Genomic DNA, 18,519 nt, shown 5'->3' with positions numbered 1-18,519 from the left:
TAAAGGATAAATTCCCTTATCCTGCCCTACTCCCCCCGAATCACCTGAAGGGCTCGCTCCAGTAGTTCGTCCCGGCCGGCGCGGGTCCCCTCGATGGTGGGGCGGACCAGGATGTCGGGCTCGATGCCGATACGCTGAGTTTCCCGTCCGTTGGGATAATGAACTCCGATGCCGGAAATCATGGTCCGCAGTCCTCCGGGAAGGAGGATACGTGACACGTTGCCGTCGGCCGCGGCCGTGGTGCTGCCCACGATGGTCACGTCGCGCCCCGCCCGGAAGGACATGGCCGTGTATTCCGCCTGGCTCTGGGAAAGCTCGTTGACCAATACGACCACCTTTCCCCGGTAGGTACTCTCCGGTTTGGGCATCGTAACGTTGGGGCCCAGGACGAATAAGCCCGGATGATCCACCGACCCGGCGGTGAAGCGGGCGAAGGGGGTGTCTTCCTCGATGAACCAGGGCGACAGCGCGAAGGGCATGAAGGCGCTGGGATAATTACGAATGTCGATGATGATGCCGTCGGTTTCCGCAAAGGCCTCCTTGATTTTGGGCACCTCTTCGGTCTGGATTCTGGCCAGAGTCACGTAACCGATACCGTCTTCGAGCATCCGGTAACTGGGGCCCTCCCCCCGGCGGTACCACCGGAACATGTTCAGGCTGTCGCGGGGATAGAGGTCGAGCGTCTTCGTGAGGTATTCCCCGTTACGGTCTACCCGGACGTCCAGGCTACTGGCCGACGACCGGAGCATATCCGCCGCGATGTCCCGCAGTCTGGTGGGCTGGTTGGAGGCGGGATAAAAGGGACGGAGGTTGGCCACGATGTCGGGCACGGTCTGACCGTTGATGTGGGTGATGACGTCTCCGAGTTTCAGGCCGGAGGCTGCCCCCCGTTCCGGGTGGTAAAAATCGGTTACCACCAGCTGGTCTTCGAAGAAACGGACGTGGGCCGCAGAGAAGTTGCTTCCCCGGTGTTCACGGATTTTGTCTCCCCCACCCCACAAATTCGCGTGGGTATCCTTTACTTCGGCGATGACGCCAACGGCGGCCATTTCGTAGGCCAGTTCGTCTTCCGCGTTCAGGAAGCGGGGAAGGTATTCCTCCAGAACCCTTTCCCAGTCGCGGTCCATAAGGTGGCGGTAGGGAAAGAAATACTGGATCATGTTCCAGTAGCGCGCCAGCGCCAGGAAGCGGTAGCCCGCATCGGGGTAGGTCATTTCGGCGTAGGGGCGCTCGTTCTTGAAGTCGGGGTTACCGATACCGGGCGCCATGCCGACGTAGTAGTGCGCGCCCTGATGGCGGTTTTGGTAGAGGTACTGAAGTTTCTCGACCAGTGCTTCGTCCAGGCCGGAATTCGTCATCCAGTCGTGATCGGGGCGCAGGTAGGCGTTGTCCGGCACGGGTTGACAGTTGCGGCAGGGAGCTACCTCACCGAGCCCCGTTATCCAGCCCAGCAGGGCGGCGTCGCGGGTTTGCTTTCCCTTAGCGATAGCCTCCAGGTAGACGGGCATAAACCGAAACAGGTCGGCATCCCAGTTGTGCTCGCCCCGGCCGATGGCCGGGTGGTGGTACTTGAGGAAACCCCAGACCTTCGTCAGCAGCGCCAGGTCCTTGACGTTTGAGATGCTCAGGTCCGGGAAGTTTACCTCCGAACCCTCGCTGAAGGCGTTATCCAATTCGGCCGGATACCGGTCTTTTTCGGGTGCTTCGGCCAGGGGCTTGCCGTCAATGGTCAATTCCAGGTCATCCACCCAGACTTTCCCCTTACCAACCAGCAGCGCCCCAAAAACGATGCTCTTGACTTCCCGCACCAGGTCCAGTTCGATGGTGAATTGCTGCCAGTCGGTGGTGCCGGTAACGCCCCGGTCGTTCATGTTATCGAAGGCGATGCCGGGGTCCAGGCGGAGCCAGATGCCGGCAAAGCCATCCGTGACGTTCTCGGTTTTGAGGTAGCCGGTCAGTTTGATTTTCTCTCCGCCAAATTCGGCGGGAACGGTGTAGGCCCAGGCTTTAAAATCCGGGCTATCCCCGTCGTAGGCCAGGAAAGCGGAACACTTTCCGCTGCGGGCGGCTTCCGCAGCCAGGCCGTGGGAGTAGGCCTCACTGCCAAAGACCTCCCATCCGGTCGGACCCTCCTCCGTAAAGGTTTCGAAACCGTAGTTGGGTTCCGTTTGGGCGACCAGTACGGCGGTCAACAGGCAGAGCAATAAGGAGCAAAGGGGGCGAAACAACATAGTAGTAGGCTTGGTGTTACAGAGGTGAGTAAAACGCGGCCGGGCGAAGCGTTCAGTTCCCGGACCGATAAATAGACACCCTCACCTCCCCAAAAGCTGCATGATGCGCGTAGCGATATTTAGTACCCATCAATTTGAGCGTCCGTTTCTGGAAGCCGCCAATGACGGTCAACACGAGTTGATTTTTCACCGCAGTCAGCTGCACGAGCGCACGGCGGCCCTGGCCGCCGACTGTGAGGCGGTGAGCGTCTTCACCAACGACGACGTGGGCCGGACGACGCTGGAGCAACTGGCCAAACAATCGGTCAAATTGATCGCGCTGCGGTCGGCGGGCTACAACAATGTCGACCTGGAGGCCGCCAACGAACTGGGCATCCGGGTGGTACGCGTTCCGGCCTATTCGCCCTACGCCGTAGCGGAATTTGCCGTCACCATGATGCTGACCCTGAACCGCCGCGTAATCCGCGCTCATCACCGGATTACGGACCTGAACTTCAGTCTGGACGGCCTCACCGGCTTCGACGTTCACGGGAAAACCGCCGGGATCGTTGGTACGGGGAAAATCGGGGGAATTCTGGCCAGGATTCTCCATGGCTTCGGCTGCGAACTGCTCGGCACCGACCCCTACCCCAACGAAGCGCTCACGAAGGATTACGGCCTGGAATACGTGGAGATTGACGTCCTCTGTCAGCGCGCAGACGTCATCTTTCTGCTGTTGCCCCTCAACGAAGACACGCACTACCTCATCAACGCCGAACGCATCCGGCAGATGAAGCCGGGCGTCATGCTGATCAATACGGGCCGGGGCGGACTGGTGCAAACCACCGCCGTGGTGGACGGACTGAAAACCGGGCACATCGGCTACTTCGGGATGGACGTTTACGAGGAAGAGGATGGTCTGTTCTTTGAAGACCACAGTGACGAAGACCTCCTGCAGGACGACACCATCGCCCGCCTGATGAGCTTCCGTAACGTACTGATCACCAGCCACCAGGCATTTCTGACCGACACGGCTTTGCGCAACATCGCCGAGACGACCATCGAGAACCTCAGTGCCTTTTCCGGGGGAAAAGACTTAACCAACGAAGTGCAGGTATAAATCCGCAATGATGTGACCCAAGCGGTGTTTGGGGTGGATGGATTTTCCCCAACCAATCATTTCAGGATTTTGGGTAGGAGTATTTTGACTGGTAATTCTTGCGGGGAAACTTATACACCGGCAATTATCAATTCCATCTCATATTGGTTAACCGTATTTTTCAATCCCAGTAAGTGGATATGGTCAAGTTTTTCCGTCAGGCGTTTATCCACATTAATTATCCTCACTTCGCCAGACACCCGTTTAATTGCCTCAAATAACCTATTCCAATTATTCTCGTTGTTATTCAGCACGTCAAACTGTGCTAAATATTTATTTTCCGGATTAATGATAAAATAGGACTCAGGCTGATTATTACTTAGCACCTGATAAAAAACGTAGTTTCCGTCTACGATTGTCTCTTTCTGGAAATCCCAGGAATAGAATTTCTGATTAGGCAGTTGCTCCCAACCCCAATCCTCCATTGACACTTCCCTGAACTCAACTTGAGCGTTGTTGCTTGTGCTAATTGTGCCCGCAAAGCACCGGTACTCTTTACAAATATCGAATCCGACGCTCTTGTATGCCCGAATAGCGTGCTCATTCTTCGTAATGACTTCGAGGGAGCTTTTCTCAATTCCATGCTTACGCAAATCGTTGATGGCATATTCATAAATTGATTTAACCACTCTTCTTCCTCTATATTCCGGTATTACTCCGGTCCCGGTGTTAAATGCCGTTTTCACCCCAAACCTTACATCAACAGCGTGGATGATGAATCCGACTATCTCCCCCTCGTCGAACATCCCATACGAAAGACTAAAATTGACTTTTGCGGCCTTCCATCGCTGCTTATAATAATTTTTATCCGTTGGCATGGTTACGTAATACCCCGCAAATGCCCGTAGAAAGCAAGCTAACAGTTCATCAAATGATGTATCCTTTAAATTTCTTACGGTCATTTTAATCCCAGTTAACGTTAAGCGACACCATATCCAAGATACGCAGTTCCGAGACTACTGCCCACTCCACGCCTACCTTAGTTCTACTGCGGCCATCCGGGAATAAGCTGGCACTCGGGCCATGCCCCTACACCTGTACCGGCTGAGCCGAGTATTCCGTTTCACTTCACACACCGTTGCCCAAAACTTATCCGACTGGCTAGGCGGACACGTAGTTGCATTTCCTCTGAAAGTAACAACCCCAATGAGCGAAGCAAAACTCGGGACCGTGGCCTAAAGGCTGATCGCACAGGCCCTCCAGGTCCCTTTAAAACTTAACTCTCCCGTCCGCCCCACCCGAATAAGTAAAACGGTCTCCGCGACTTGGCCGATCATCTGACGTTGGTGGTCATTAGTAGAAGGACCCATTCATCGCCTGCTTCCAAACGGCGGAACTCAGTATCTTGTCACGACAAAACAAAAGCCTTACCGAATGATGAAACATTTGCCCCTGCTGGCGCTGTTGTTAGCCTTCACCGCCTGCGCAGAAAATCCCCAAGAAGAAATGGCCACCGTGGATTATCCCCAAATCCCCGTCACCTACCCCGAAACAAAAAAGGTTGACCACGTCGACACCTACCACGGCGAAGAAGTCTCCGACGCCTACCACTGGCTGGAGGACGACAACGCCGAAGATACCAAAGCCTGGGTTCAGGAACAGAATAAGGCCACCTTTGGCTACCTGGAGCAGATTCCCTTCCGTCAGGCCTTCGAAGAACGGATGACGGAACTGATCAACTACCCCCGCCTGAGTGCCCCTAACCGGGTTGGAGACTACTACATCTTCAGCAAGAATGACGGGCTGCAGAACCAATCCGTCTACTACTACAAAAAGGGAGAAGACGGTGAAGAAAAGGTCTTCATTGACCCCAACGAAATCAACCCGGAGGGTACGACCAGCATCGGACTGCTGGGTGCCGACAAAGACAACCGCTACATGGCCTACAGTCGTTCCGACGGTGGTTCGGACTGGCGTAAGATCTACGTCCGTGACCTGGCCACCAATACCGACCTGGAAGACGAGCTCGAGTGGGTAAAATTCGGCGGTGCGGGATGGTACGGCGACGGCTTCTTCTACAGCCGCTACCCCGCCCCCGCCGAGGGCGAGGAGTTGTCCGGAAACAACCTCATGCACTCCGTCTACTACCACAAGCTGGGTACCCCGCAAAGTGAGGACGTTCTGATTTACGAAGACCGGGAAAACCCGACCTACTACCATTACGGAGGCACCACCGAAGAGGAGGATTACTTTGTGATGTACGCCGCCCCCGGCACGGACGGATACGCCATGTATTACCTGCCGCTGGACGGCAAGAACCTGCCCAAGCAAAAGCCCATCGCGCTCTTCCCGGAAACCACCCAGAAGAGTAGCGTGGTCCACAGTCAGGGGAACGACTTCTGGGTCATGACCGACGTGGGAGCCCCGAACTACCGGCTGGTAAAAATCAACCTGGACAATCCGGAGGAAGACAACTGGGTAGAGATCATTCCCGAAGGAGACAATCTCCTCAATAGCGTCAACACCGGCGGAGGATACCTCTTTGCCAATTACCTGGAGAAGGCCACTGACCGCTACTACCAGATGAATTACGACGGTTCGGGAAAGAAGGAAATCAAACTGCCGGGACTGGGCAGCGCCGGTGGATTCGGCGGTAAAGAGGACGAGAAGAAGCTCTTTTACGTCTTCACCAGCTTCACCTACCCGAGCACCATCTTCGAATACGACGTGGAGACGGGCGAAAGCCGCCCCTTCTTTGAGCCGGCGCTGAAGTTCAATCCGGAAGACTTCGTGGAGAAGCAGGTGACCTACAACAGCAAGGACGGCACACCCGTGACGATGTTCATCGTCCACAAAAAGGGACTGGAGCTGGACGGCAACAACCCGACCTACCTTTACGGTTACGGTGGCTTCAACATCAGTCTCACCCCCAGTTTCAGCACCTTCCGGATTCCGATGCTGGAAAACGGCGCGGTGTACGCCATGCCCAACCTGCGGGGTGGTGGCGAATACGGCGAAGAATGGCACCAGGCCGGGATGCTTAAGAATAAGCAGAACGTCTTTGACGACTTCATCGCCGCCGGAGAATACCTCATTGCCGAAGGCTATACGAGCCAGGAGAAGCTGGCCATTGCCGGGGGCTCCAACGGTGGGCTCCTGGTCGGGGCCGCCATGACGCAGCGTCCGGACCTCTTCGCCGTAGCCTTCCCCGCCGTGGGCGTGATGGACATGCTCCGCTACCATAAATTCACCGTGGGTAAGGGCTGGATTCCCGAGTACGGTAGCAGTGAGGATCCGGAGATGTTCCCCTACCTGAAGGCGTATTCTCCGCTGCACAACCTCAAGGACGGCACGGCCTACCCCGCCACGATGGTCACTACGGCGGACCACGATGACCGGGTGGTTCCGGCTCACTCCTTCAAGTTTGCCGCCCGTTTGCAGGAGGCTCACGAAGGAGAGAATCCCGTGCTGATTCGCATTGCCACGGATGCCGGGCACGGTGCGGGCAAGCCCATTTCCAAAACCATCGAAGAACAGGCTGACTATTGGAGCTTCTTTTTCTACAATACCAAGTCGCCGGTGAAGTACGGTGTTGAGGGGTGATTTGGTCTGTTGGTCCGTTAGTCTGTTAGAATTTTAGTCTGTTAGAATTTTAGTCCGTTAGAATTTTAGTCCGTTAGAATTTTAGTCTGGTGGTCCGTTAGTCTGATGGTATTTTAGATGGACCAGCGTAGGACGGCACGACCGGCCCGGAGGAAGATCCCTTCGGGCCGGTGTGCGTTATGTGGGTATTCAAAAGCACGATCGGGGCGAGGGTCCAGGAATACTCGGCTCAGCCGGTGCGGGTGCCGTGGGATGGGAAGACGCATTATTGTCGTAAAGCCCACGGGGGATTGGCTGGGGAGCCAATTATCAACCAAATAAAACCCCTATATTAGGGGAACAGCTATATCCTGAAACCCATCTGACAATACCATGAGTGCTCCCTCCCGGCCGAGTAGTGCAAAGATTGATACTTTGTACGTAAAGCTCCATAATTATGCCCCCAAGAAACTGGATGGTGAATCCGGTGAACGCTACAACAACTGGGTCGGTAGAGTCCGACTGGAGCGTTACCTGAAGCGGTTGATCAAGGAAGAATGTTCCGGCAATTCCGCCTACCTCATCACCGGATACCGGGGAATCGGAAAAACTTCGCTGCTTCGAAAGAGTATTCATGAGGCTAATAATCCATCCCCCAAGAAAAGGAACAATAAAAGAGCTCAATCCTCCCTGAGATGGATTCTTCCAATCCTGGCAATACTTATTGTTGGTGGACTGTACTCTTTGGCATTCTTTATGGAATGGATTCCGCGTGATTGGATTCCAGCCGTCCCCAACGGCGACTCCCTGGATAGTTGGACCCTTCTCGAGGTTATTAAAACGGTGCTCATCATCATCTTGGTAATCTACTTGTTGATCCTCCCAATTTTTCTTGCCTGGGATGCCGGTATTTTCCTTTCTGAAAAAGCTAATTCATCGGAACAATATCGGTCCTTCGAAATACCCTTGTCGCAGGAAGACGTCACCGAAAAGGATGTTTACAGTCAGATTGCCCAGCAACTACTCCGGTGGTTTAACGAAGTGACGCCTACTAGCATACTGTATCGCAGGCCACTCTACCTCCCCATAAGGGGGATTGCCAATATTTTCACCCCACGGGATCAAGCCCTTCGGCAAAAGCAATACCATCAAATCGGGGCCCGCCTTCTCCACTTAAATGATCGGCTTTACGGTGAAGTATCCAGAAAAAATGAGCTGTCCCTAGAGCCCAGTGTGCGCAAGCAATTCGGCCTATCGGCCGTAGCGGTTTCCTCAAGCTTATTCCGCTATTCCAGCAACGACCAGATTTCCTACCCTCTGGCCTCCGCCAAGGAAATTGAAGCGGAATTAATGTTTTTGCTTAATGATCTCGATCGACTTAGAAGGAACAGAGTAAAATACCTCAGCAGCTACCCCTTCATCCCCAAATTCGTCTTCATCCTCGACGAATTGGACAAAATGGAACCCTCCGGCAACCTCGCCGAATTTGAAGAAGATCAACGGATCGGTGCCATTTCCATCAATAACTCCCGGCTGCGCGAACGGCAGGATACGGTGGGCAGATTGCTGGGCAACCTGAAATCCTTCCTCAACTCTGCCCCGGCCACCTTCTTCTTCATCGGCGGCAGGGAACTGTTCGACGCTTCGCTGGCCGACATCGCCGACCGGGACTCCTTCTACAGCAGTATTTTCAGTGACGTCATCTACGTCAACTCCTTCTTCAAGGAGAAGGTCTATCCCTACAGCAGCAACGTATCCGACGCCACAGAAAACTTTCTCTGTAAGCTATTGGTCGATGGCTACGACCTGGAGGAAGAGTACAAACTTGATAACATCTTTCCCCGACGGGATGACCCGGTTTTTCAGCTCCTCAAAACCTACGTGGTTTACCTGACCTACCGCAGCAACGGTACTCCGAAAAAGCTGATCAGCCTCATCGAAGATTTGATCGTAAAGGGCGACAACCTTGGTCCCCGCGTGCAGCACTATTACGACGCCAAAACCAACAAAAGAATTTATACCAAAAATGATGCCCCGACCCCTAACCATTGGTTTCTGAAGTTCTCCGCCCAGAAGCAGTTTGAAGTGTTCCTCACCGCCGAGCTCTATCACCCCTACCTGGTCACCAACAGCAGCCACGTAAAGTCTTACGGAGACAAGCTCCTCTTCTCCTCGGCCTTCATCATGGATCACTTGCTGAAGTTCCATTCCTTCGGCTTTTCCTGGCGCAACCTCGAAACCATCCCGGAAGTCATTCTCGGCAACGCGGACCCTCACCTGCGCTCCTTTTTGGAGCAACTGATCTCACACCTTTCCTACAACTACATTCGCCCCACCATTTCGGGCCTTTTCCAGTATAAGTTTTACAGCGAAATCTCTCAGGAGATTAGCCTGTTGGCCAAAATTTCCGAGCAAAGTGCAGCCGCCTTCACCTTCACCCTCGACGAATCCCGCCAGGTCAAACGACACTACAAGCTAAAACTCCGGGAGCTGGAAAATAAATACAGTGATTTTACCCCCGTCAAGGGGATGAATCAGTTTGTGCACTCCATTGCCTTCATCCAGACCATCCTGGGTGACCTCCATTTTTACGACCAGGAGTTTGAGGACGCCGTAATCTACTATACTGACAGCATCCAGACGCTTCGGTTTCCGACCAACCGTCGCTATGCAATCACCAGCCATCAGGTATTCATCTGGACCAGGAACATGCTCAAACTTTCCCTGAGCCTCGAGAAAATGAAGGCCTTTGACAGCGCCTATTCTACCTACCAGACCATCATCAATGATGTCCCGCTTTACGCCAAATGGCTGATCGGTGATGATCTCGGGAACTCCGAAGGGGCGACCAACACTGATCCCTTCGAGAGTTATCGCAACCTGCAATTACTGAACATCCCGTTCCTGGCAAAACTTGCCCTGATCGAGAAGTACCGCTACGGAGGCATCAGCCAACACGACCTGAAGGAAGCTCGGGTGGGATTGTTCAACCTCCTGTTGTCCGGGAACGAAAAGAGCCAACGGGAGGAGGAGGAAAACCGAATTGCCGCCTATCGGAAAAGAGTGCATAAGTCAAGGGGGCAGCTTAACCGCAGCCTGCTCCACGAAGAATTTGTGGAGCATAAAATCCACCACCTGAAGCTGTCCCGCCACCAGTTTCTGTTTGCGGACTATTACCACAACTTAGGCACCCTCCTTTTTTTCAAAAACAACAGCGCCGAGGGGGAAGACCTTTCCAAGTGGGGCTACATTATGCGGCTTTACTATCCGGAAGTAGCTGAATATTTAGATGATCTTACACCCATAGTTAAGCGGGAAGAAATCGAGAAGGGAACAAAAGAAGAGGAATATAAGGACCCGGCGAAAAGAACCTTTAGCATTGACTACCGCCCCTCCATCATTGCCTACTACAATTACAAAAAGGCCTTGTGGCTGCTGCTCAAAAACAAGCTGGAGGATAAACTGATCAGGGATCGCATTAAATTTCTCCTGGTCGATCGAATTGAGGTTCGCCACCGCGACTATCTTTTGAAAAAGGTAGCCGACATCAAAAAGGAATTCGAGGACCCTGCCAACGAACGTTCGCTGATCGGGGCGTATACCGCCAGTGGTTTCTTTCCCGGGGCATCTCCCGCTAAGGCCTTTCAGCAGGAATATGCGGGCTACGATGCTCATCCCGAAAAGTCCCAGGCACAAATTGACCACGCAAAAAAAATCGTGACGTGGTTCCTGGAGCAGTTCCCTACCTACGATCTCTTCTCGCAAACGTTCATGCTCCTGCACGATGATTTCCGGGGCAACTGGAACGCATCCATGCTTTTCTACAGTGCCAACCTATGGTCCAAACTCGGTGATGCCACGATTGCGACGATGAATATGGCCGTCAAATGGGAAGACCCCGAAACGGCAAAGGTCTACAAGAATGCGCTGGAACTATTATTTAAGTCACTGCAAGATTCCGTAAAACCCGATTCGGGGAGATCAAGTGGCCAGCAGGGTTCGCTTTCCTTCCGCCAGCAATGGGCCCAGAGATTATTCGTTCAACCGGTAGAGGACAGCCTGAATTTCCCCGAAAGTGCCATTTCGCTGTACTACGTTTCTCACCTCTATTACCAATACGCCATCAAGCCCTACAGTTCAGCATTTCAGCTATATAAAATCCTTTGGGTAATCTACTTCTCTTTGGGCCCCTCCGGCACAAAATTTTCCAAGGCCACCGAAGAAGAACAAGCAGCCTACCGGAAAACGGTAAAAATGGTTTGCGAGGCCATGATCAACACCATTGGCCGGATGCTCGATCGGGTGGAAGGAGACGAGACGCTTTCCGAAAATTTCGACGCTCCTCCCGCCAACCGCGCCAAGTCAAGCAATATTTATCTGGCCGCTAAAATCATGGGCCGGAGAATATTACGAATTCTCGACTACCCCTACGAATTAAACCAGGATGACCTGGGCAAGCTGGAAAACAGTCCCTTTGTGCGACTTCATTTGATTCGGGAATTGAGCATTGATTTGCTTAAGGGCTGCCGAAATAAAAAGTCTACCATCGAGGACGTCAAGCACGGCCTTTACTATTGCCACGAAGTAATTGCCACCCTCAATAAATACGGATCGTCCTACAATATCCTACAGTCGCAGCTCGGTGAAGCGCACTATCAAATGGCCCAGTGGTGCGAGAAATACCATAACCTGGGGCAGGATGCGTGTCAGCAGGAAGTGCAAAATCATTTTGGCCGGGAATTTCCTGCGGATCCGGGACTTTCCCCCATTCACCATTACCGCAAGGCCATCGAGCACTTTTACTTTGCCATTCACACCCACACGGAAAATCATCATTACCAATCCCTAATCGGGGAGATGTACTTTTTGGAAGATGATTTTAACGACAACCTGTTTCACTTCAGTGCGGCCCTCGAACGCGTCTACCTGAACAACGGGATGCTACGGAACTACATCAAAGTCTGCAAGCTGAAAATTGAATCCTTGAATAGGAGCGCAAAAGTATCGGGTTAAAGCCTGTTGCCTCAGGGATTGATCATTGAAGTAATATGGCGTGGCCGCAGGTGCCGCAATTTCCGGTGAAGCCAGGAGCTCCAGCTCAAGGCGAGGAAAATGATTGATGTCACCATTCGGCGGATGCGTGACCCGGATCACCGTGCTATCGCCTACCTGGAGACGTATTTAGGACCATCGTCGCACTAGTCCCCGCGCCAGGAATAAGCTGACAAATCCGAAATTTCGGATTTCTGGTCTCGGGGTTCGGGTCCGCCGGTGTTTGCTTCGCATCCGTCAGGATGACAAGCTACTAGGTTTGTGCTGAAAGCAGAAAGCACAAAAGTACTGCCCCCCGTAACGGAAAGGTATTTACTGGTATTAAGCAACTGTCAACCCGATCAATAATTACACACACCCATGTCCGACAAATTTTCTCACATTCGCCAGCACATCATCGGAAATGATCTTCGCATCAAGACGCCCTACGCCGCGGCACAAAGCGTTACCTACGCCGACTGGACGGCCAGCGGCCGGGCCTACGGCCCGATCGAAGACGCCATCCGGGATCATATCCTTCCGCTGATGGCCAACTCCCACACGGACACCAACGCCACCGGACAGGCCATGACCCACGCCTACGAAGCCGCCCGGCACATCATCCGGGAGCACGTGGGCGCCCGGGAGGAAGACGTCCTGGTTTGTGAAGGATCGGGCATGACGGGAGTAGTGAACAAACTTCAGCGGATGATGGGCCTGCGGGTGCCCACCCAGCACGCGGAACGGGTGGTCATTCCCGAGCGGGAACGCCCGGTCATCTTCGTTACCCACATGGAGCACCACTCCAACCAGACGAGCTGGCTGGAAACCATCGCCGAAGTGGTCGTGGTGCCTCCCGGTGCCGACGGCCTCGTGTGCCCCCGGCAGTTTGCCGCCGCCGCCGACCGGTACGCCGATCGACCGCTGAAAATTGCCTCCATCACGGCCTGTTCCAACGTTACGGGCATCGAAACGCCCTTCTATGACATTGCCGAGATCATGCACGAACGGGCCGGGTATTGCTTCGTGGACTTTGCGTGCTCGGCTCCTTATACGGAAATTGATATGCACCCGCGCTCGCGCCCAAATGCTGATCTGGACGCAATCTTTTTCTCTCCCCACAAATTCCTGGGTGGCCCCGGAAGCTCCGGCATTCTCGTCGTAAACCAGCGCCACCTGACCTCCCCCGTGCCCGACCACCCCGGCGGCGGAACCGTGACCTGGACTAACCCCTGGGGAGGACACCGCTACCTCGAAGACCTGAACCTGCGCGAAGACGGCGGCACCCCCGCCATGCTGCAAACCATCCGGGCCGCCATGGCCATGCGTCTGAAGGACCAGATGGGCGTAGCCAATATCCGCCAACGCGAAGAGGAATTGATGGACCTGCTCTGGCGCAAACTCGACGCCATTCCCGGCCTCGACATTCTGGCCAACGAACACCGTGAACGCCTGGGCATCATTTCCTTCAATATCCGCGGCCTGCACCATAACCTTACCGTGAAACTCCTCAATGATCATTTCGGCATTCAGGTCCGGGGAGGTTGCTCCTGCGCCGGAACGTACGGCCACCTGCTACTGGACCTTTGCCGGGAAACTTCCCGCCGGTTCTCCGAAAAAGTAGACGCCGGAGACGTATCCGAACGGCCGGGATGGGTGCGCCTATCCATTCACCCCACGATGACGGAGGAAGATATTCTCTACCTGGCGCAGGCCATCCATCAGGTCGAGCGCTTTCATCAGGGATGGATGACCGATTACCATTTTGATGAGAAGTCCGGACAGATCAATCACTGGACGGATACCTCAGACGCACACCGTCTGGCGGGTATCGACCGCCTGTTTGACCTTCCCCTTGCTAACGAAGTGGAGGCCGGGGTGGCCGCAGTGCTCTAGTTGCGTGCTCACTCAAGCACCACTTTAGTAGCTACCGCACTTCCCTTCATCCGCAGAAAATAGAGCCCGGCGGAAAGTCCACTGAGATCAATTTGGCCCGTACCCCCGCTAATTTTACCGGTCAGGATGTGCGCTCCCCATGCATTCGAAACCACGAACTCCCCTCCCCCGTCCTCGGGAAGGGAAAGGTTAATCCAGCCGCTACTGGGATTAGGGGTGACCTGGACGTTGGCGGATCGAATCCGGATGACGGCCGTATTGCTGTAGGAAGTACTTCCGTCATGGTCTTGTTGTCGGATGCGATAATAGTGCGTTCCCGATCCCACTTTAGGGTGAACTACGGCAAAATCCCGGGCTTCCCGTAGGTAGCCGTCGCCCGCGATGGTTTCCAGGTCGATAAAGTCTTCCTCACTTCGGGCGTGCTCAACCGTAAAAGAGGCGCAGTTTTCCTGATGGGAGACCGTCCAAAAGAGCTGATTTCCCCCTTCGGCCCGTCGTTCCACACGGAGGGGGCGAGCCCAGGTTACGGGCAGGGACGAGCTGACCGACACCGACTGCCGGATGGTATCCCAGCTCAGGTTGTCGTTCTCGACGTACAGGAATACGGAGTAATTGCCCGACTGGGAATAGCGGTGGGCCGGGTTTGCGGCGGCAGCAGTCGATCCATCCCCGAAATCCCAGTTCCAGGAGATTGCTCCCGAGCCGGTGAAGGTGAATTGAGCGTCCAGACCGTTGGTGCCCACCGTAAAGTCGGCCGTAGGCTTATGGCGCTTCCAGAAAAACTGCTCCGCCCGATTGATGATCGTGTCCCAGTAGGTATTGCCACTGCCGTTATCCCAGGTCCCGTTGGAGGTGCCATGAAACTCATGCCCCACGCCTTCCACAAAGTAGGTTTCGTGTTCCGCAAATCCCAAGCTACTGAGTTTACCACTGATCAGCAGGCTTCCTTCCACGGCCGGGAGGGAGGACAGGCCGAAGGGGTTTCCGAGTCCGAAGGGGACCGTTTCGTCGTCGCTTCCGTGCACCAGCAGGGCGGGTTGTCCGTTGGCCGGCGTAATCAGGTCGGTGGACTCCACGGCGCCCCAGAGCGCCATAATGGCGTCGGGGGTACCACTCTCCGACAGGTGATCACCCACGTCGTATCCACCCAGGTCGGGACCGGTATAGGTGAAGGGCGGCACCAGATTGGAGTAAACGACGGGGTCCGCAAAGGGAGGTTTCTCCGTTGGGTCCTCCATGTAGATACTGTGCAGTGCGATAAAGGAGCCCGCACTACTTCCACCGAAGTACACCTTATTCGGATCGATACCGTAGGCGGCGGCGTTGGCCCGCAGGAAGCGGACGGCAGCTCGGCCGTCCTGTAAACCGCGGTAGACCGCCCGGGTGCCGTGCAGGTCGGCGTCGGAGAGCAGATTAAATCCGAGTCGGTAATCAATGGTTGCCGTCACGTATCCCTTGCGGGCAAAACTGTCGCAGAGCGCAACGATATCGTCATGGTTGCGGTTGCCGTTCAGGAAACCACCGCTGTGGGCGAAGATGATGGCCGGGCGGTTGGTGTTCAGGTCGCCGACGGGAGTATAAACATCCATGAACAGGTCGCCCCGGGTGGTACTACTTTCGTTGAAGTAGGGAAAGTCGATAAAGTCGGCCGAAGCGTAGCGCACGTTTGTGGTGACGCTGGCTCCGGGAAAAACCGTCCTTACGTACCGATAGCTTTGCCCCGGCAGGGCTTGTCCCGCCAAAGCACAAAAGGTCAGTAACAAGAGGTACTTCATAGAATGGACATTTGTAAACCTTGCCCAAAATAACTCCGCTAATCAGGCATTACAACTGCACCGTGACGGGCCAGCCGGGAAATTGTTCGGCGGATCCCGTCGTCAGATCCACGTCTCGGGGGTAACATTCGAAGGTCACCTGATTGTCGACCAGGTTAAAGCGGATCAATCCGAAGCCCGCGCCGTTGGCGCGGGTGTCCGGGTTGGCGTAGGCGTGCAGGGTGATGCGGTTGTCGAAGCCGTCCCGAAAATCTCCCGTCCAGGGTAGCGGAGAATCCGCGATGGGATTGCCTCCCGCTTTTTCGTCTTCGGGCCACCACCAGCGGCTGTAGTAATTATTGACGATCGCCGGCACGATGAAGGCCCAGGGGCCGTCGCGGTAGGCTTCGATCCCGTGCTGTATCACCGTGGCCAGGTGCTGATCGCCTCCAATATGTACCGCATTGGCCGCCCGGATAAGGCCCAGTGCCTTGTTTCTTCCGGTTTGCGGCCAGCCGTTGGAATCCATATCGGCGTGAAGGCGATTATCCAGGGAGCCGTGGATGTGGGCACCGCCACAGAAGCCCGTCTGAGAGAGTACGGCCTTCATCCTGCCCGCTTCCTGGTCCCGTCCCCATTCCTCTAGAAACCTGAGTTGCCGATCCCCGAGAAGTTTCAGGCCCTCCACGTCAACGGAGGTGGGGTCATAATCGGGGTTGCGAATGTGATCTGGCCGTGGGCCCTGCTGGGGAATTTTGCCGTTCGGTCCGGACTTAAACTTTCGATCTTCAATTATGGCAAAGTCCACCGGCCCCAGGCGAAGGTTAGTGTAGTAAACACCGATGCCCTGTTCGATGGGCGTAGCGTCGTAGGGGTCTGGCAAGTGGGCCGTCTGGCAACGCTCCACCATCTTGACGTACTCGTGGTGGTAAAAATAGCCCCCATCATCACCCTGAATGCGCTCGGCGACCTTACCGTTTTCCCCCCAGAGGTTACCCTGACCGATGTCGTGGTCGTCCGGGATGGAGACCATGGGGCGGTGGCGAAACACCTCCCGAAATTGTAGGCCAAATTTCAACCAGGCGGCCGTGTGCTCCTTGTGGTCGTAGGATTGGTCTCCGGCGAAGAAGACCAGGTCGGGGTCCAGGGCATTGAGGTTGCGAACGTAGGCCTCCCGCATTCCCCGATCCTTATTGGAGTTGCAGCTCAGGGCCGCCAGGGTGATTTCCGGGGCGTCGCGGGGTTCGGGCCGGATACTCCCTTCGTAGGCGGCCTCTTCTCCGTGCAGTAATCGATACTTTACGGGTGTGGTGGCCGTCCAGTCCGTTACCCGGAAGGTGGTGGACCAACCCAGTTCATTCACTGGCTGGCGGACCACTTCCTTCCAGGTTCCCTCCTTTTCCAATTCAAGTCTCACTACCCTGGTCTCGGAAGGGTACAGGGGAAAGAGTTGAGCCGATAGCTTGAGGGTGCCTTCCGAAAGCGTGTAGGCTCCAAAGGCAATCACTGAATCCCGGCTCACCTTCACGTCGATGATTGGGTTATCCGCACGGTTCCACCAGTCGTTGGTGGCAATGGTGTCTAATTCCAGAAACGGAGAGGTTAGGTATTCTCCGGCGGTGATGTCCGGGGTTTCCGTTTGGCACCCCGCCAGGAAAGAAAGAGAAACAAGGGCAAACAACAATGGGTAATAGCGCATCAGGACGACAATGGATGAAGAGATGCCCTGAAGGTAGTTTGATTTTTGATGTTTGATGTTTGACGTTTGATCTAGGGGGAAGATTAAGGCTGAGGAGAAGGTGAAGGCTAAGGCGGAGGCCCAGGAAAGTGCCCGGAACGGGCTTGCTCCCCGCCCAAACGAAGCTTGGTCGGCCAAGCACTAGCCGGGCATTCGGTGAATGAGAAAATGAATCCGGTGGGGATGCGCACCCCAAACTGGTCGAGGCGTTTCACGCCGAGTCATTCTCAGAGCCGAATATCTTTCCGGAAAAGGTGAAGGCTCAAAAAAAGTGTCGGAATAGGATTGCTCTGCAAGCCGGTCAGGAGGTTAAGGGGAAGTACATCCGCTGGGGACACACAAAGGAGCAACGCGCTGCGCTTGTTGCACGCTTCGTGGTCCCGGGAAAGCGCACCCCAAACTGGTCGAGGCGTTTCACGCCGAGTCATTCCCAGAACCGAATATCTTTCCGGAACAGGTTTGCTCCCCGCCCAAACGAAGCATGGTCGGGCAAGCGCCAACCGGTCGTAGAGATGAGGTAGAAGCTGGAAAGTAAAGGGTTAAGCACGGGGCTAAAGCCTTCCCCTACCCCAACCACTTGCCCTCGAAGGCGGGACCGTGGCTCATGACCGCATCCAGCAAGGCACCTGCGTCCTCGCCCAACTGCATCATGCCGGCGTGCTTTTCCTTGAGGAAACGTTCCTCCACCATGTGCTGCAGGAGGTCCCGGAGGTGATCCCAGTACCCGTTGACGTTGTAGAGGCCGCACTGTTTTTGGTGAATGCCGAGTTGGGTCCAGGTGAAAACTTCCACAATTTCCTCCAGGGTACCGATGCCGCCCGGCATGGCGATGAAGGCGTCCGAAGCCTGCGCCATGGCGAGTTTGCGTTCGTGCATGCTTTCGGTGATGATCAGCTCGGTCAATCCGGTATGCCCTACTTCCATGTCCATCAGGAATTGGGGGATTACCCCGAGAACCTCGCCCCCCAGGCGGAGTACTTCGTCGGCCACGATGCCCATCAACCCCACGGACCCGGCTCCGTACACGAGGCGCAGATCCCGCTCGACCATCGCCGCCGCCATCCTACGGGCAGCCTCAGCGTACACGGGATCATCACCGGAGGAGGAGCCACAAAAAATTGCTACGGAAGACTTTGCCATGGGAAGAAAATTAGGATTGAGGAGTTAGGATGAAGGATTTAGGATTGTATTGTTGAAGCCTAAATCCTC

9 protein-coding genes are annotated in these 18,519 nt (G+C 55.0%); 4 read left to right on the top strand and 5 right to left on the bottom strand.

Annotation, left to right across the window (positions count from 1 at the left end):
• Positions 1 to 26 precede the first annotated feature (26 nt).
• Positions 27 to 2,231 carry a S41 family peptidase gene (locus E1J53_RS09520; RefSeq protein WP_134272695.1) on the bottom strand — a complete coding sequence of 735 codons (2,205 nt, stop codon included), beginning with the start codon at positions 2,229 to 2,231 and terminating at the stop codon, positions 27 to 29.
• Positions 2,232 to 2,334: 103 nt separating this feature from the next.
• On the opposite strand from E1J53_RS09520, the gene E1J53_RS09515 reads away from it, so the two are divergent.
• Positions 2,335 to 3,330, top strand: a complete 996-nt coding sequence (locus E1J53_RS09515; RefSeq protein WP_134272860.1) for a 2-hydroxyacid dehydrogenase — start codon at positions 2,335 to 2,337, stop codon at positions 3,328 to 3,330.
• A 110-nt stretch (positions 3,331 to 3,440) separates the two neighbouring features.
• Here the strand turns inward: E1J53_RS09515 and E1J53_RS09510 are convergent, their stop codons facing one another.
• Positions 3,441 to 4,271, bottom strand: a complete 831-nt coding sequence (locus E1J53_RS09510; protein ID WP_134272694.1) for a GNAT family N-acetyltransferase — start codon at positions 4,269 to 4,271, stop codon at positions 3,441 to 3,443.
• Between the two features lie 472 nt (positions 4,272 to 4,743).
• Between E1J53_RS09510 and E1J53_RS09505 the strand changes: the two genes are divergently transcribed.
• The 3 genes from E1J53_RS09505 (at position 4,744) to E1J53_RS09495 (ending at position 13,818) form a co-directional block, all read left to right on the top strand.
• Positions 4,744 to 6,912 (top strand): prolyl oligopeptidase family protein, encoded by a 2,169-nt coding sequence (locus tag E1J53_RS09505; protein ID WP_134272693.1) that lies wholly within the window; start codon positions 4,744 to 4,746, stop codon positions 6,910 to 6,912.
• 372 nt (positions 6,913 to 7,284) lie between these two features.
• Positions 7,285 to 11,904, top strand: a complete 4,620-nt coding sequence (locus tag E1J53_RS09500) for an ATP-binding protein (protein ID WP_134272692.1) — start codon at positions 7,285 to 7,287, stop codon at positions 11,902 to 11,904.
• Positions 11,905 to 12,303: 399 nt separating this feature from the next.
• Positions 12,304 to 13,818, top strand: coding sequence for an aminotransferase class V-fold PLP-dependent enzyme (locus tag E1J53_RS09495; RefSeq protein ID WP_134272691.1), 1,515 nt, complete (start codon positions 12,304 to 12,306; stop codon positions 13,816 to 13,818).
• An 8-nt stretch (positions 13,819 to 13,826) separates the two neighbouring features.
• Here the strand turns inward: E1J53_RS09495 and E1J53_RS09490 are convergent, their stop codons facing one another.
• The 3 genes from E1J53_RS09490 to E1J53_RS09480 all read right to left on the bottom strand — a co-directional run bounded on the left by E1J53_RS09490 (position 13,827) and on the right by E1J53_RS09480 (position 18,450).
• Complete coding sequence (locus tag E1J53_RS09490; protein ID WP_134272690.1) at positions 13,827 to 15,593, bottom strand: PKD domain-containing protein; 1,767 nt, start codon at positions 15,591 to 15,593, stop codon at positions 13,827 to 13,829.
• Positions 15,594 to 15,642: 49 nt separating this feature from the next.
• Positions 15,643 to 17,271: a hypothetical protein gene (locus E1J53_RS09485; protein ID WP_216650030.1), complete on the bottom strand. Its 1,629-nt coding sequence runs from the start codon at positions 17,269 to 17,271 to the stop codon at positions 15,643 to 15,645.
• 603 nt (positions 17,272 to 17,874) lie between these two features.
• The gene (locus E1J53_RS09480; protein ID WP_134272689.1) at positions 17,875 to 18,450 is read right to left on the bottom strand and encodes a TIGR00730 family Rossman fold protein; all 576 of its coding nucleotides are present in this window, start codon (positions 18,448 to 18,450) and stop codon (positions 17,875 to 17,877) included.
• Positions 18,451 to 18,519 lie beyond the last annotated feature (69 nt).

Source organism: Lewinella sp. W8, from assembly GCF_004375085.3.
Taxonomy (GTDB): Bacteria; Bacteroidota; Bacteroidia; order Chitinophagales; family Saprospiraceae; genus Neolewinella.
Note: the sequence above shows the minus strand (reverse complement) of the source record. Positions and strands in the feature narration are given on the sequence as shown.